This is a genomic window from Flavobacterium sp. 140616W15, assembly GCF_003668995.1.
Classification (GTDB): Bacteria; Bacteroidota; Bacteroidia; order Flavobacteriales; family Flavobacteriaceae; genus Flavobacterium.
This window is the reverse complement of sequence record NZ_CP033068.1, coordinates 3,691,822-3,708,099: the sequence shown is the minus strand read 5'-3', so window position 1 is coordinate 3,708,099 and position 16,278 is coordinate 3,691,822. Positions and strand designations below refer to the sequence as shown.

Here is a 16,278-nt window from a genome sequence, read left to right as displayed (position 1 = left end):
GCAAAAGATTAACTGTAAAGTTTTTAAAATTCATAGCTTATTTTTAATGTTTCTCGCAGATTTAGGCCGATTTGATTCGCAAAAAAATCAGTGCGCATCCGCTCAAATCCTTTTATCCCGATAGCTATCGGGAGCAGAGAAAAAATAATTTGCGACTAACTATTTTTAATCCTTTATCCCGATAGCTATCGGGAGTGGTGAAAAAATAATCCACGAATCGGTGACTAGCTTTTTTAAGCAATTCTTTTCTCTTAAATTTGGAACAACTAAAAACCAAAAAAATGGAAATTGTAAGATGGGGAATTATAGGTTGTGGTAATGTAACCGAAGTTAAAAGCGGACCAGCGTTTCAAAAAGCAAAAAACTCAGCTCTAGTAGCAGTAATGCGCAGAGATGCCACCTTGGTAGCCGATTATGCTAAACGCCACAATGTACCCAAATGGTATTCGAATGCTGTCGATTTGATAAATGATCCAGATGTTGATGCTGTTTATATAGCAACGCCACCATCATCACATAAAGAATATACGCTTTTATGTGCCAAAGCTGGAAAGCCCGTTTATGTCGAAAAACCAATGGCACTAAATTTTGAAGAATGCAACGAAATGATACAAGTTTGCAAAGCGAATAATGTACCATTATTTGTGGCTTATTATCGCAGATGTTTACCGCGTTTCCTAAAGATAAAGGAATTAATCGATAACGGAATCATAGGAACACCAAGACATGTAAACTGTGTTTTGTATCATTCTTTTGAAGCAAGATACGACGACGAAATCAATTTACCTTGGACAGTTTTACCACATATTTCAGGTGGTGGAATATTTGTTGATTTAGCATGTCATACACTAGATTTCCTGGATTTTGTTTTTGGACCAATTAAGTCGGTTCGAGGTCATGCCACATCACAGCTTATGGCATATCCAGCCGAAGACAGTGTTTCGATGTCGTTTCTGTTTGAAAATGGAATTCACGGCACAGGACTGTGGAATTTTGGCAGTCACAAACGACATGATATTGTCGAGATTGTAGGCGATAAAGGTAAAATTTCCTTTTCTACTTTTGGCAACGATCCAATACAGCTCGAAGATAAAGACGGAAAAATAGAAAGCTTTCCAATAGAGAATCCGTTGCATATCCAACAGCCACTTATAGAAACCGTAGTGCAGGAAATTCTAGGCGCTTCTGGTTGTCCGTCTAATGGAATTTCAGCAGCGAGAACCACTTGGGTAATCGATGAAGTTTTAAAAGAATTCAGACAAGGATATAAAAAGTAATAAGTGTGAGAGGTATGAGAGGTGAAAAGTTAGGTGTGAGATGTGAAGAATAAAGAGTAAAGAATAAAGAGTAAAGAATAAAGAGTAAAGAATAAAGAGTGAAGAGTGAAGAGTGAAGAGTAAAGAGTGAAGAGTAGAGGTTAAGTAATTTTGATATACTATACATCATACATCCCACATTTCACATCATACATCTTACATCCCACATCCCACAATAAAGGCGCTTTTCTGTAAGTAAAAGGTGTTATTTCTGCTGTTTTAGATTATCTTTAATATTCCTATAAAAATCTACGCTTAAATGAAACATTTTCTTCAGTCGGCTCATTTTAAAAAGTATGCCAAACGCATTATTTTCTTTTTCTTAGGACTCATTGGTTTGGTATTAATAGCATCAGGCGGATTGGCGTTTTACTTTAGTCATAACAAAACCGAAATTGTTTCTAAAATAAATAATAAGATAAACGACAATATCAGTGGGGCAATTGATATAGGAGATATTCAGTATAAGTTTCTTACGGGATTTCCTAATCTTACATTGGCATTAAAAGATGTTAATCTAAAAGATAGTTTGTGGGCTGAACACAAAAGAACATTTCTAGTGGCAAAAGAAATAGAAGTGCGATTAAATATTATGAGTTTACTATCTGATAAAATAGACTTTCATAAAATCGAAATAAATGATGCAACACTCGATTTGTACAACGGCCCAAACGGAATAACAAACACGGACATCTTCAGAAAAAAAACTAAAAAAGAAGAAAAAGCCAACACTAAAACAACATTGATTGATGAAATAAGCATGACCAATGTGCATTTTATTTCTGAAAACAAACCACGAAATAAATTATTCGATTTTGAAGTAATGGCCTTAAAAGCCAAAATTAATTACGATGGGAATAATTGGAACACCAATCTTTTTGTAGATACAAATGTAAAAAGTATGGCATTCAATACTGAAAAAGGAAGCTTTGCCAAAGACAAACGAATCAGAGGAATTATTACAGCGGTATACAAGTCAGACCAAAACAAAATTACAGCCAATGTAGATGGACTCGAAATAGGAGGAGATAAATTTGATGTTAAATCCAGTTTTGAAGTAGGTAATGAACCCAGTTCCAATTTCTTGATTGAAATAAAAACAAAGATTCTCTGGAAGGATGCAACCAATTTATTGGCAAATAATATTAGTTCAAAACTAAAATTCTATGATTTAAAAAAACCGATAGATGTAACCTGCATTCTCGATGGTGATTTTAATGCCGAAGGCGATCCTAAGATTAATGTAACCGCCGTAGTAAAGAATAATGAATTGCATATTCCAGATGGATCTATCTCAGATTGTAGCTTCAATGGTAAGTTTACAAACATATTCAAAGAAGAACTAGGATGTGAAGATGCAAATTCGGCGGTGATAATAAAAGATTTTAAAGGAGCCTATAACAAAATGGCGTTTGAAATTCCGGATGCGATGATTCATAATTTTGATAAACCAGTAGCAACGGGAATCTTAAGTGCTAATTTTGAAGTTGAAAAACTCAACAGTATAATAAATGCCGATTTAATGCATTTTTCTAACGGTCAAGCCAAAGTCGATTTTAAGTTTGAATGTGATATCGTTGATTTGTACTTCAGAAAACCAAAATTTATAGGAAGTGTTCGCGTTGCAAATGCTAGTTTAAAGTACGTTCCTAAAGGGCTTAATTTTGAAAAAACAAACATTCAGTTAGACTTTACCGAACAAGCACTTTTAATTAAAAAATTCGTGTTCAAAGACCGTCATAATACAGTTTATGTAGAAGGAAGAGTCGATAATTTTTTGAATCTGTATTATGATGCTCCCGAAAAAATGTTAATCGATTGGAAGATTTATAGTCCAAGTATCGATGTGAAACAATTTATAGGAGTTATTGCCGCAACGCAAAAAAAGAAACAAGTTGCAAAAAAGACAACCAGTCGGGAGAGTTTCTCAGATCAGCTTCATACCGTTATAAATAAATGTCAGGTAGTATTGCAACTTAATTTAGATAAGTTAGTCTATGGAAAATTAACCGCTTCAAATGCCAAAGCAACTATTAAATTAACCAACTCCAATGTAACAGTACATGATGGATTTCTGAAAACATCAGGAGGAACGGTAGCTTTCTCGGGGGTATTGAGTCCTAAAGGGAATAAGTACAATCTTCAGTCCAATGCACAGGTTAATGATGTAGATATTACCAGTTTCCTAACATCATTTAATAATTTCGATATTAAGTCATTTGATGCAAAAGATATAAAAGGAAAACTAACAACCAAAGCAAATATTGGAGGATTAATGGATGCTCAAGGAAATCTTGTGCCCAAATCGGCAACAGGAAATGTTAGTTTTAAAGTCAATAACGGCGCTTTGGTAAACTTTGAGCCAATCGTAAAAATCGGGAAGTTTGCCTTTCCGTTTCGTGATGTAAAGAATATCACATTCAGCGATTTGTCAGGAAACCTTGTTTTAAGAGGACATGATATCGATGTCTTGGGTTTAAGAGTTAGCTCGAGTGTTCTGAATTTTGATGTCGAAGGAGTTTATTCTATTGGCAACAATACCAATCTAGCGATGACAGTTCCACTCCGAAATTCTAAAAACGATGCCAAACTAGCCACCAAAGCCGAACGCGACGCTATTCGCAACAGAGGGATCGTTTTACATCTATTAGCTGTCGATGATGGAGGGAAAATCAAAATTAAATGGGGGAAGAGGGATAAGTAAGGATATCTTATAATTGAAAAAACAACTTCAAATAAGAATAATAAAATCTATATTTGAATGCAATCATCATAATAAAAAATGACTTCAAAAAAACTGTGGACGCGTGAGGAATTAATACTAGCTTTCAATTTATATTTAAAGTTACCTTTCGGAAAAATGAATAAATCTACCCCAGAAGTCAAAAAACTTGCTGAAATACTTGGTAGAACACCTAGTTCAATAGGAATGAGATTAGGGAATTTTGCAAGTGTGGATCCTTTTCATATAAATAGAGGCATTGTAGGTTTAAAAAATGGCATCAGACAAACTCAACCTATTTGGGATGAATTTTTAATAATCAAGAAGAGTTAGTGTTTCAAAGCGAGAAAATTTTAGCCGAAAAAGAAAATACTACTATAGAAAGCAAATTTGAAGATATACTCTCTGATATAAAAGATTTAAAAGGAGAAGATGTTATTAGAGAGGTAAGAACTAGAGTAAATCAATCCGTTTTTAGAAAAATGGTTTTATCTAATTATAATAATAAATGTGCAATTACGGGAATTGATATTCCTGAACTTTTATTAGCTAGTCATATAATACCTTGGTCGAAAAATGAAGAACATCGGTTAAATCCTGAAAATGGAATCTGTTTTTCGGCACTTTACGATAAAGCTTTTGATAAAGGATTGATAGGAATAAATACAAACCATGAAATTGTATTTTCGGATGCAATCAAAAAGAAAAGAGAAACGGAATTTTATCAAACATATTTTTCTCCAATTGAAAATCAAAAAATTATTGTTGCTCAAAAATATTTACCTAGAACAGAATTTCTAGAGTATCATCTGGATACTATTTTTAATAAATAAAACTAACCAAAAACAAAAAAGCCACTATTTACAGTGGCTTCTTTACTTATTCAACCTCCAAATGAGGATTTAAGGTTTCGGCTAATTCGTTGATCCAATAAAAATCATCTTTTAACCAATACTTATTAATCGGATTGCGATTGTCATCGTTGCGAATAACGGTTAAGGCCAGAAAGTGGTTTATTCGCCTGATGCATTTAGCCATTTCAAGAGGATTAATTTCTGTAGTAAGAAAGTTAATTAGTCTTGTTTCTGTTTCTTTGGTAAGGGTGTTTGTACTCATAATTTAACGTTTAGGAAATATAAAACCCGCATAGCTAAGGTGTCCTACGCCGTTAAAAGCGTTGCAGTTGTTTCCAATACCGCCACCATACCACACGGGCAAAAGTTTAATCGAGTTCATGTTTTTAACGTTTAGGACTGCAAACATATGAAATTTCCCTCGAATTACCTTGGTATTTAACTTGTCTGTTAGTGCAAGGTTTCTGTTGTGATTTCTTCTTTGAAGGAAAGGCAAATGGAGTGAAAAAAATCGTAATTTATTTTCATAATGTTTTATTAACTCTTTCGTTTTTTTATTCAAAATTTGATAGCTTTGAGAAACAAACATTAAATATATAGTAAGATGAAAATTCAAATCAACACCGACAAAAACATAGAAGGACACGAAAGATTAGAAGCTTATTTCTCTGGCGAATTAAATAAATCGTTGGCACGTTTTGAAGATAAGGTTACACGCATCGAAGTACATTTTGGAGACGAAAACGGAGAGAAATTCAGCCTAAACGACAAGAAATGTGTGATTGAAGTTCGTCCTGTAAAATTACAGCCTATTACTGTTACAGATCACGCCGATACACTTGAAAAAGCTTTTCAAGGTGCTTTGGGTAAAATCAAAAAATCACTTACTACAACTTTCGAAAAAATGAAAGAGTATTAATTTACATACCTATATAATTGTAAAATGGCATTATCTAAAATTAAGATAATGCCATTTTTTATTTTAATAAAGCAATCATTTCTTTCCAATGCAATATTTTGACTCTTTCATTAGCCCCATCAGCACTATTAACCATTGCTTTGGCAATATCACTAGCTTCAATGCCTTTGTACTTGCTTAGACTAGCTACGAATAAAGGGTTGATGATTTTGAAGAGTGTCTTTAAAACTTTTTCAAGAGGTCGGTTTTCTTTTCTATTTCCTAAAATCATCGAAGGGCGAAAGATATACGTATAATCAAAATTTAGGTTGAGGATATCCTCTTCGGCTTCTCCTTTTGTCTTAGTGTAAAATACAGATGAATTTGGATTTGCTCCAACCGCGGAGACCAAAAACACAGCTTTTGCTCCATTCTCCTTAGCCAATTTCGAAGCTAATACAGGATAGTCATGATCAATTTGGTAATATATTTTTTGATCAGGGGTTTTCTTTTGTGTGGTTCCAAGAGCGATATAAATTTCGTCTGTCTGAATGCCTTTGACTACGTTATCTAAAGAATGAAAATCACCAATAAGAGTTTTTAGTTTAGGATGCTTAATGTTTAAGTCTTTCCGAACAACGATAATGATTTGTTCGTAATTAGGATTGTTTAGCAAATATTCAAGTATATAAGATCCAACTAGTCCGCTTGCTCCATAAATAATTGCTTTTTTCATAAAATTGAGTGATTTGTTTAGCGTAAGTTAGAAATTTTTGCCACAGATTTCACAGATTAGAATGATTAATCTTTTTTAATCCCTTATCCCGATAGCTATCGGGAGTGGCAAAAAAAACAACTCTCTAACTTTTATCTAAAGCTCCAACATAGCAATATAACTATATGTTTTTAGGTATTTATATTTTGTTTCACGCAGATTTTGCGGATTAAGCCGATTCTTTTCTACATGAATCTTTGTGTGACTCTGTGGGTTTTTGTGAATCTCTAAAATCCCAAAAATAAAATTAAGATAATAATAACGCTTTTCGCTGTTGTAAGAAGTAATTTTGTAGCCCCAAAATAAGTCGCTTGTTTTTGATAAAAGGACAAGCGAATTGATTTGGGTATCGAATAATAAATCATTTAAAATAAATTCATGAAAAAGCAATTACTCGCATTATTAACCGTAATTTTTATAGGTTTTGGTGCAAATGCGCAAGTTAAAACACCTGAGACTACTGTTTTGGTTCTTATCCATTCTCAGAGCGGAGGAACATATAAAATGGCTAAAGCTATGGCAGAGGGAATTCAGGAGTATCCAAATACAAAAGCAACAATAAAAAGAGTTGCTTCGATAAATCCAAAAGAAAAATTAACTGCTGAGGTAGAGAAATTGCCAGTGGCAACAATCGAAGAATTGGCTAATTACGATGGAATCGCTTTTGGTAGCCCAGTTCATTTTGCAAACATCAGTGCCGATATGAATTACTTTTTTAGCAAAAGTATTCCAATTTGGACTTCAAGAGTTTTAGAAGGAAAACCAGCAACTGTTTTTATGTCGGCTGGATCGGGAGCAGGAAAAGAAGCGGCAATTTTGTCTTTTTGGAACATCCTTGCCTCACACGGAATGGTAATTGTACCTACAGGAATTATGGGAACAGCTACTTTGGATAAAACAGTTCCACAAGGAAATACTCCTTTTGGAGCAACTTCATTGGCTGGATCAACAGGAACAAGACCTTCGGCTAGCGAATTGAATTTGGCAAAAGAACAAGGTAAAGCTTTGGCAAGAGTAGCTTCGGGCTTAAAAAACACAGAAAGCGCTAAAATGCTCAAACTAACTCCAGCAGAAAAAGTAGGTTTTGATGTGAATAAAGTATTAAAAGATAATAATATTGTGATTCCTGAAGCTCCTATGCCAGTTGGGAATTACGTACCCTTTACCATTTCGAATAATAAAGTGTACATCAATCAAGTTGCATTAAAAGATGGTAAGATATTAAATCCAGGTAAAGTGGGTGCAACAGTTACAGACGAACAAGCCAAAGAAGCAACGTATCAAACCATGCTTAATGTTATTGCGGTATTAAAAGTAGCTTGCGGAGGTGATTTGAACAAAGTAAAACAATGTGTTCAGTTAACAGGATATTTTAATACAACACCTGAATATACACAACATGCAGGTCTTATGAATTCGGCTTCTAATTTAACAGCATTGGTTTTTGGAGAAAAAGGAAAGCATGCAAGAGCGACAGTTGGAGCAGTTTCGTTACCGATAAATTCGGCAGTTGAAATTCAGGCAATTTTCGAAATCGAATAAAAATAGATTTAGATTAAAAAGAGAAAACCCGAATACATATTGTGTATTCGGGTTTTTGCTTTATATGAGGTCGATTATGATCGATACTTTATGATTTTGGTAATGCTGCACCTACAGCAATATCACAACGGTGGCCTTCTTGTCCGTGTGGCGGATTCATTCCAGGAGCAGTAACATCGGTATTTGGAGCAGGAAGCGGAATAGCCATTTGTTGACTAACCGTACCCGATTCAGATTGTGTTTGTTGAGTAGTTGTTTTTGGAGCTGCAGAATTTAATGGTGCACCTACAGCAATATCACAACGATGTCCTTTTTGTCCGTGAGGAGGATTCATTCCTTTGGCTGTAGTGGTTGTTGGTTGAGCAGTTGCTGTATTTGTCACTACAGTTGTTGTAGGAGCTGTTTGAGTTTGAGTAGTTGTTTGTGTTGCTTGTGCAGGGGCTGCAGAGTTTAAAGGAGCTCCAACTTCAATGTCGCAACGGTGACCAGGTTGTCCGTGAGCAGGATTAATTCCTCCAGTGGCACCCATTACAGTGTTTGGATTTGCTGCTGGTGCTGGTGTTTGAACTGCCGAATTTGCTTTTGTCGTGTCTTGCGCCAATCCTAGTTTTACCAATTCAGACGCAGGAGTGCTTTCTTGAGGTTCTAATCCTTTTTTGCAAGAGATAAAAAGGATTGAAGAAATGATTAACGAGCTTATAAAGATTTTCGAATTCATGGTTGAGTAATTTTAAAGTTCTCAAATATACTCGTTTTTGATTGATTTTATAAATCATTCGTTGTTAAAACAAGTTTTTAGCTAGCCTTTTTACCGCAAAGGCCACAAGGATTTACGCAAAGAGCGCAAAGTTTTATGCTCTTTTTGGTTAATTTTTCAGTTAGTACTCCTGTGTAAAAACCTTTGAGCCTTTGTTGCTTAGTACCTCAGTGCCTTTTTTTAAATAATAAAAGAGGTTTAAGCATGTAAGTAATGTAAGAGCATTTAAGTTTACGCCATATTTATATATGAACTACTATTTCTTATATGGTTTTAAAAAGACCTTTGAACCTTTGTAACTTAGTACCTCAGTACCTTTTTTATGCGTATTCTACAGCAAAATCTTTGAACCTTTGTGACTTAGAACCTCAGTACCTTTTTTAGCCACATATTTACTATATTTCTGCTTTAAAAAAACAACTAACCAAATACTATGAAAAAATCAATTTTACTTCTTTTATTCATTACCTCTTTTGCGCAAGCACAAACTGTTGAGGTCGATAAAATCAATAAAACTCTTGATGCTTGGCATAAAGCTGCAGCCGATGCTAGTTTTGAACCTTATTTTTCTTTAATGGCCGATGATGCGATTTTTATCGGAACAGATGCAACCGAAAATTGGAACAAAGCCGATTTTAAAGTATGGGCGAAGCCTTTTTTTGATAGAGGGAAAGCGTGGAATTTTACAGCATTAGAACGTCATGTCTTTTTTGATGCAACAGGAAAAACAGCTTGGTTTGATGAATTGCTAGATACTCAAATGAAAATTTGTCGCGGATCGGGTGTTATGGTAAAAGTGGGGAAAGAATGGAAAGTAAAGCATTATGTTTTGTCTATGACGATTCCAAACGACAATGTGGATGAAATTATTAAAATTAAGGCTCCAATTGAGGATGTTCTAATTACTAAATTAAAGAAAAAGTAAGTAAAGACTTTGTTTTTAGTCTTTTAAAAACAAAGGTTCTAATTTCGTTATAATAGGATTGCTAATTTGATATATTAATTTGAACCTCAAAATGGGATACTGGCAATAAAAAGCTTTCAAAATTGCAATATTGATTATAATTTAATGATAGCCCGCTATTTTTTAGCCTTTAAAAAGTAAAATACTTGTTTTTTTATAACTTTGACCCCTATAAAAATGGGGTTAAAGTAAAGTATTTTGAAAATGAAAACAGAAAAGTGGTGGGTTATTTCCTTTGTCATTATAAGTATCGTATCTATAACGGGTGCATTTTGGCCAACAGTTAGCGGAACTGATTATGTCCTTTCAGAATTTGGAACCACAGATCATATTGTTCCTGCCGATGTTGCTTGGATGCTTACCTCTTGTTGCCTGGTTTTGATTATGACTCCTGGGCTTTCCTTTTTTTATGGAGGAATGGTTGGAAAAAAGAATGTAATATCAACGATGCTTCAAAGTTTTATTTGCCTTGGCGTAGTAACACTTTTGTGGGTTGTAGTTGGTTTTAGTCTTGCTTTTGGTGAGCCAATAGGAATTCATTCAGGAGGAAATTTTTATAGCTTCGTAGGAAATCCAACAACATTTGCCTTTATGGATTATGTGGGTGTTTTGCCTCATAAGCAATTAGCAAATACGATTCCGTTTATGTTGTTTGCCTTATTCCAAATGAAATTTGCAGTTATAGCGCCAGCAATTATTACAGGTTCATTCGCAGAGCGCGTTCGGTTTATCTCGTACCTTCTTTTTATCTGTTTGTTTACCATATTTATTTATGCTCCTTTATGTCATGCTGTTTGGTATCCTACAGGGATTTTAGGAACTTATTTTGGAGTTAAAGATTTTGCAGGAGGAACAGTTGTTCATATGAGCGCTGGTTTTGCAGCACTAGCAGGAGTTCTTGTATTAGGAAAAAGAAAAAATAGCCGACATATACCGACCAATATTCCTTTTGTATTATTAGGAACAGGAATGCTGTGGTTTGGCTGGTTTGGTTTTAATGCAGGTTCAGCTTTGGCAGCAAATGGTGTAGCGGCAATGGCTTTTGCTACCACAACAACAGCATCTGCAGCGGCAATGTTAACGTGGGTATTTTTTGATAGAATAAACGGGCGAAAAGTATCAGCTTTAGGAGCGTGTATTGGAGCAGTAGTAGGATTGGTTTCGATTACTCCAGCAGCCGGATTTATATCCGTCCCAGAAAGTATGTTTTTTGGATTCAGTGCTGCACTAGTTTCAAATATGGTGGTAAATGCTACTTTCTTGAAGAAAATAGATGATACTCTAGATGTTTTTGCTTGTCATGGAGTGGGAGGGATTATGGGAATGATTCTTACTGCAATTTTTGCACATGGCGAAAAAGCAAGTTTGCTTCACGGCGGATGGATGGTTTTTGCACATCATATGATGGCATTGGTCTTGGTATCGATATTTACTTTCTTCGGAGCTTATTTACTATTTAAGGTAACAAATCTAATTATCCCAATGCGTGTGTCAGAAGAATCAGAGCACATCGGATTGGACTTATCTCAACACGATGAAACGCTAGAGCCTAAAATGAAAAGTGCTGTTTAATTAGGTGATTTTATAAAGAAAACCACATCAAATGTTTTTGTAGAAAAAAGCCATTCGATGTGGTTTTTTTCATTTTTGAAATCCGATGCGTTTCATTCGTATATATTCCTTAATTTTGCCGAAATATTTGTAAAAAAGTGGGAAGTAAAAATAAACTAAAGAGATTCAAGGAGAACGAAACATTTGATAACGTTTTTCAACCAACGAGAGAAGAAGTTGTAGGCGATTTATTTCCGCTAAAAGGGAAATGGAATACAGACTTCTTTAAGAATGATAATCCGTTGGTACTTGAATTAGGTTGTGGAAAAGGAGAATATTCTGTAGGATTAGCAGAGAGATATCCAAACAAAAATTTTGTTGGAATCGATATTAAAGGAGCTCGTTTCTGGCGTGGTGCTAAGACTGCTGTAGAAACAGGTTTGCATAATGTTGCTTTTATTCGTACTCAAATCGAATTGATAAACCATATTTTTGCCGAAAATGAAGTAGATGAAATCTGGATTACTTTTCCAGATCCTCAAATAAAATACAAGCGTACCAAGCATCGAATGACTAATTCGGAATTTTTACAGTTGTATAAAAAAATCCTTAAAAAGATGGTGTTGTCAATTTAAAAACAGATAGTGAATTTATGCATGGTTACACCTTAGGGTTGTTACATGGAGAAGGTCATGAGGTTTTGTATGCAAACCATAATGTGTACGTAAATGAGGGAAGTCCAGAAGAGGTAACTGCTTTTCAAACGTTTTATGAGAAGCAATACTTAGAAATTAATAAGGCAATTACGTATATTCGTTTTAAGATTAAAGCGTAGTTCTTTTTTAAAATTCCCAATGCCCATTTTTTAATACATGATACGTAGCGCATGACATTTATTATCCCTTTAATTTTAGGTTTTATTACGGCTTTTATTGGTATTATTCCACCAGGACTAATAAACATGACGGCAGCTAAAGTGAATTTAAAAGAAGGGAGAAAAAATGCCTTGTGGTTTGTTGTTGGAGCAGTACTTATTATTTTCTGTCAAGTATATTTGGCGATTTTATCGGCAAGAATTATTGATCAGCGACCAGATGTTGTAATCTTATTGCGCGAAATTGGTTTTATAATCTTTGCTATTCTAACGATCTATTTTCTTTGGATTGCAAAAGAGCCTAAGAAAAAGAAAAACAAGATTAAAAATAACAGCAAGAAAAGTCGTTTCTTTTTAGGAATGTTACTTTCAGGGCTTAATTTTTTTCCAATTCCGTATTATGTCTTTGTTAGTGTAACACTGGCTTCCTATAAATTGTTTTTGTTCGAAAACTATTTTATATCTGTGTTTGTAACGGGATCAGTTTTGGGATCGTTTACCGTTTTTTACTGCTACATTGCTTTTTTTCAAAAGATAGAGCAAAAAACAGATTATATACTTAAGAACATGAATATCATTATCGGAAGCATTACAGGGGTGATTTCGATAATCACACTTTTTAATATTATACGATATTATTTCGCTTAGTTTTTACTTAAAAATAAAGCCATGGCAGAGGATAATTTTTTCGAAAGGGTATATGTAATTGCAAGACAGATTCCGTACGGGAAAGTAACATCGTATGGTGCTATTGCAAAGGCTTTAGGAACTGCACGTTCAGCAAGAATGGTAGGTTGGGCAATGAATGCTTGCTATAATAGGGATGATGTACCTGCGCATCGTGTAGTAAATAGAAAAGGATTGTTAAGTGGCAAACATCATTTTGACGGAACCAACCTAATGCAGCAATTACTCGAAAATGAAGGTATCGAAGTCAAAGACAATCAGATTGTAGATTTTGAAAAGCATTTTTGGCAACCAGCAATAGAGATTTAGTCTATTTAAAATGTGATGAATTCAGTTTTCAGTTCCAGTTTCCAGTTAAAATTTTTTTGCGAATAATTTTAAGTTTCAGGTTTTCGACTGAGACCGTAAACTGCGACTGTTTATTTTTGTTTCAAGTTTTAAGTTTCAAATTTCAGGTTGTGATTGTGATTGTGACTTCAAACTGTGACTTCAAACCGTTTTTAGGATGTAATCAGGCAAATCACAAAATTCGTTCTGTTTTCATCGGCTTGGTAGGTTAAATAGCCACCGTGAGCTTCAATAATATTCTTTGAAAGCGTAAGCCCTATTCCTGCACCTTCTTTTCGGGTTGTAAAAAAGGGAAGGAATATTTTATTTCTTATTTCAGGGTCAATTCCTTTCCCAGTGTCGGATATTGTAATAAAAAAACGATTGTTTTCGGTCAATGCCGATAAGAATATTTTTTTCTCTTGTCTTTCTTTTAAAGCAAAAATACTATTGGTAATCAAGTTGATAATAACTTGTTCCATTTGACTTTTATCAATGAGGATGTTACGGGAACTGTTGATACTGTTTATCAATTCAATTCCTTGTTCCTTTAAAATTGGCGACATGATTTTTAAACAATCAGTAAAAAGAGAATTAATCGATGTTGGGATTTTATTTGGAGTAGGCAACATAGTTAGTTTTCGATAATTTTCTACGAAAACCTGTAAATGATCACTACGGTTTATAATAGTCGATATACTATTTTTGATGTCCTCAAAATCATCTTCTTCAAGCTTTTCCTGATCAATTATTTGAAGTAAATTTTGCGAAAGCGAACGAATTGGAGTTAAGGAATTCATTAATTCGTGTGAGATAACCTTCATTAAGGTAATCCAGGCTTCTTTTTCTTTTTTGTCAATAACACGCTGTATGCTGTCTAGCAAGATAATAAAGTATTCTTTATTTAATGATTTTGTAAGCGAGGTCTGGAGCGTAAAAGTTTGTAAATCCTGTTGCTCAATCTTAACGCTGATAGCTGTTTTTAATTCGCTAAAATGAGTGTTTTCAATTTCGTCGCACAATGATGGAAGGTGATTTTTAAGGTAACTCCAATGACTTACTTTGGGTACATTAAATAGGGAAGAGAAATAATCATTCATTAAGAAGATATTCCAATCGTTATTATCTTTTTCCAGAATTAAAGTGGCAGTATCTATATTGTTTAAAATAGAACGATAAATTAATTCTTTTGATGTTTGTTCTTGTTGCTTTTCTTTTAAAGTATCATATAATAGAGCGAGGTTCTTGAAACTGCCTTTTTTTCTTCTTTAGGAAAATTGGTCGAGTAGTCATTTTGAAGAATAGAGAGAATTGTTTTGTCATAAAAGCTCGTTTTTGCTTTGATAAAAGAATACATTTCTATTAGAGCAATAATAAGAGCAACACCTACCAATATGCTATTGTGGTACAGTTCCTTTTGTGCAAGATACAACGAACTAAAAAGGATGATTATAACAATAAAAACACGTAAAAATAAGAGGTTGTAAAATTTCCAGTTTTTCATTATTCGATATTTTTTAAACCATATTTTTCAATTCTTCGGTAAAGAGAAGCTCTGGATAATCCTAGTTCTTCGGCAGTTTTGCTAATGTTTCTGTTGTTCTTAAGTAAAGATTTTTCAATAGCATTTTTCTCCATCTCAGATAAAGGATTTTCGTCATCAATCAGAATGTCTTCAAAATCAAGAATGTCTAAATCATTTACAGTAATGATATTATTTTCGGATAGAATTAAAGCTCTTTCAATTTTGTTTTCCATCTCACGTACGTTTCCTTTCCAAGGATATTTTTCTAAATACTTGGCAACGTTATCATCAAAAACTATATCAGGTTGATTGTATTTTTCTCCAATTTGATTAAGAAGATATTCAGCCATTGGTACAATGTCGTCTTTTCGCTCGCGCAAAGCTGGCAAAGTAATTTCCATGGTATTGATGCGATACAATAAATCTTCACGAAATGTTTTGTTTATTACTTCGGCTTTGATATCGCTATTAGTAGCCGCTATTATGCGTACGTTTAGAGGTCTGGCTTTACTTTCGCCTAAGCGTGTAACCGATTTGGTTTGTAAAACGTGCAATAGCTTCGCTTGTAAGTGCAAAGGGATATTTCCTATTTCGTCTAGAAAAATAGTTCCCTCTGAAGCAGTTTCAAATCGTCCTGGAGTATCGGTTTGTGCGTCTGTAAAAGCTCCTTTGGTATAACCAAATAGTTCGCTTTCGAATAAATTATCGCTTAAAGAGCCTAAATCTACATGAACAAAAGGGCTGTCTTTTCGTTGCGAATTTTGATGGATATGTTGTGCGAAAACAAATTTACCAGTTCCGTTTTCTCCTAAAATTAGTACGTTGGCATCTGTTTTAGCAACTTTATCGGCAATTGTATACGCTCGCTTTATTTTATCAGAAGTTCCGGTGAAATATCTTTTTTCTTCGGTTTTTACGATTATTTTCTTTGATTTTTTTCGACTTTCATTAACCGCATTGTCAATTGTCGTTAATAGTTTTTCATTGTTCCAAGGTTTTAAAACATAATCAAAGGCACCTATTTTTATGCCTTCTACAGCAGTTTCTATTTTTCCAAAACCAGTCATCAAAATAACAACGGTTTGTGGAGATAATAACTTAATTTCTTTTAGCCAATGAATTCCTTCGCGGCCATCTTCAAAACCAATACGATAATTCATGTCTAATAAAACAACATCAATTGGATTTTCGGATAAAAGAGAGATGATTTTTTTTGGGTCGTTTGTAGTAAAAATAGATTCAAACTGTTTTTTTAGAATCATTTTTACTGAAAAAAGAATTTCTTCCTGATCATCGACAACTAATATATTGGCTTGTTTTTTTCGCATGATATGTTTTTATGTTCGGTTATGAACGGTCAACTGTTCATTATCGAACACTGCTTTTTTTTGATGGTTTTGAAACTGCTTTATAAATCAACACTTTATAGATTTTAATTCTTTTGGCACAATATTTACCTATTGGTAATCAGTAAATTATTAGAACA

Annotated in this window: 16 protein-coding genes and 1 pseudogene; 11 read left to right on the top strand and 6 right to left on the bottom strand. The window is 34.0% G+C overall.

Going from position 1 to position 16,278, the window contains the following annotated elements; genetic code table 11:
* The first annotated feature begins 281 nt into the window (after positions 1-281).
* From EAG11_RS16270 to EAG11_RS22425, 4 genes are all read left to right on the top strand, one after another.
* The gene (locus tag EAG11_RS16270; RefSeq protein ID WP_129540079.1) at positions 282-1,277 is read left to right on the top strand and encodes a Gfo/Idh/MocA family protein; all 996 of its coding nucleotides are present in this window, start codon (positions 282-284) and stop codon (positions 1,275-1,277) included.
* Positions 1,278-1,575: 298 nt separating this feature from the next.
* Entirely contained in the window at positions 1,576-4,020 is a 2,445-nt protein-coding gene (locus EAG11_RS16265) for an AsmA family protein (RefSeq protein ID WP_129540078.1), read from the top strand.
* A gap of 78 nt (positions 4,021-4,098) precedes the next feature.
* Positions 4,099-4,371: a hypothetical protein gene (locus EAG11_RS22430; RefSeq protein ID WP_242499183.1), complete on the top strand. Its 273-nt coding sequence runs from the start codon at positions 4,099-4,101 to the stop codon at positions 4,369-4,371.
* On the top strand, positions 4,371-4,871 hold the full coding sequence (locus EAG11_RS22425; protein ID WP_242499182.1) for an HNH endonuclease: 501 nt from the start codon (positions 4,371-4,373) through the stop codon (positions 4,869-4,871). Before EAG11_RS22430 ends, EAG11_RS22425 begins: the two co-directional genes overlap by 1 nt.
* A 46-nt stretch (positions 4,872-4,917) precedes the next feature.
* On the opposite strand, the gene EAG11_RS16255 is transcribed toward EAG11_RS22425, so the two are convergent.
* A complete protein-coding gene (locus EAG11_RS16255) occupies positions 4,918-5,154 on the bottom strand; it encodes a hypothetical protein (protein WP_129540077.1) in 237 nt (78 codons plus the stop codon).
* A 342-nt stretch (positions 5,155-5,496) separates the two neighbouring features.
* On the opposite strand from EAG11_RS16255, the gene EAG11_RS16250 reads away from it, so the two are divergent.
* A complete protein-coding gene (locus tag EAG11_RS16250) occupies positions 5,497-5,811 on the top strand; it encodes an HPF/RaiA family ribosome-associated protein (RefSeq protein WP_129540076.1) in 315 nt (104 codons plus the stop codon).
* Positions 5,812-5,869: 58 nt separating this feature from the next.
* On the opposite strand, the gene EAG11_RS16245 is transcribed toward EAG11_RS16250, so the two are convergent.
* Complete coding sequence (locus tag EAG11_RS16245) at positions 5,870-6,526, bottom strand: NAD(P)H-binding protein (protein WP_129540075.1); 657 nt, start codon at positions 6,524-6,526, stop codon at positions 5,870-5,872.
* A 417-nt stretch (positions 6,527-6,943) separates the two neighbouring features.
* On the opposite strand from EAG11_RS16245, the gene wrbA reads away from it, so the two are divergent.
* Positions 6,944-8,107: an NAD(P)H:quinone oxidoreductase gene (wrbA, locus tag EAG11_RS16240; protein ID WP_129540074.1), complete on the top strand. Its 1,164-nt coding sequence runs from the start codon at positions 6,944-6,946 to the stop codon at positions 8,105-8,107.
* Positions 8,108-8,195: 88 nt separating this feature from the next.
* Here wrbA and EAG11_RS16235 read toward each other — a convergent pair whose 3' ends face one another.
* On the bottom strand, positions 8,196-8,825 hold the full coding sequence (locus tag EAG11_RS16235; protein WP_129540073.1) for a hypothetical protein: 630 nt from the start codon (positions 8,823-8,825) through the stop codon (positions 8,196-8,198).
* A gap of 472 nt (positions 8,826-9,297) precedes the next feature.
* Between EAG11_RS16235 and EAG11_RS16230 the strand changes: the two genes are divergently transcribed.
* The 5 genes and pseudogenes from EAG11_RS16230 (at position 9,298) to EAG11_RS16210 (ending at position 13,249) form a co-directional block, all read left to right on the top strand.
* Positions 9,298-9,789, top strand: coding sequence for a nuclear transport factor 2 family protein (locus EAG11_RS16230; protein WP_129540072.1), 492 nt, complete (start codon positions 9,298-9,300; stop codon positions 9,787-9,789).
* Positions 9,790-10,032: 243 nt separating this feature from the next.
* Positions 10,033-11,400: an ammonium transporter gene (locus EAG11_RS16225; RefSeq protein ID WP_129540071.1), complete on the top strand. Its 1,368-nt coding sequence runs from the start codon at positions 10,033-10,035 to the stop codon at positions 11,398-11,400.
* Between the two features lie 137 nt (positions 11,401-11,537).
* A pseudogene (gene trmB / locus EAG11_RS16220) lies at positions 11,538-12,214 on the top strand (tRNA (guanosine(46)-N7)-methyltransferase TrmB).
* 51 nt (positions 12,215-12,265) lie between these two features.
* Positions 12,266-12,901 carry a LysE family transporter gene (locus EAG11_RS16215; RefSeq protein ID WP_129540070.1) on the top strand — a complete coding sequence of 212 codons (636 nt, stop codon included), beginning with the start codon at positions 12,266-12,268 and terminating at the stop codon, positions 12,899-12,901.
* Positions 12,902-12,922: 21 nt separating this feature from the next.
* Positions 12,923-13,249: an MGMT family protein gene (locus EAG11_RS16210; RefSeq protein ID WP_129540069.1), complete on the top strand. Its 327-nt coding sequence runs from the start codon at positions 12,923-12,925 to the stop codon at positions 13,247-13,249.
* A 191-nt stretch (positions 13,250-13,440) separates the two neighbouring features.
* Here EAG11_RS16210 and EAG11_RS16205 read toward each other — a convergent pair whose 3' ends face one another.
* The 3 genes from EAG11_RS16205 to EAG11_RS16200 all read right to left on the bottom strand — a co-directional run bounded on the left by EAG11_RS16205 (position 13,441) and on the right by EAG11_RS16200 (position 16,120).
* Positions 13,441-14,367 carry a PAS domain-containing sensor histidine kinase gene (locus EAG11_RS16205; protein ID WP_371414600.1) on the bottom strand — a complete coding sequence of 309 codons (927 nt, stop codon included), beginning with the start codon at positions 14,365-14,367 and terminating at the stop codon, positions 13,441-13,443.
* A 116-nt stretch (positions 14,368-14,483) separates the two neighbouring features.
* On the bottom strand, positions 14,484-14,771 hold the full coding sequence (locus EAG11_RS22910; RefSeq protein ID WP_371414599.1) for a hypothetical protein: 288 nt from the start codon (positions 14,769-14,771) through the stop codon (positions 14,484-14,486).
* Complete coding sequence (locus tag EAG11_RS16200) at positions 14,771-16,120, bottom strand: sigma-54 dependent transcriptional regulator (protein WP_129540068.1); 1,350 nt, start codon at positions 16,118-16,120, stop codon at positions 14,771-14,773. The genes EAG11_RS22910 and EAG11_RS16200 overlap by 1 nt, the downstream gene beginning before the upstream one ends.
* Positions 16,121-16,278: the final 158 nt, after the last annotated feature.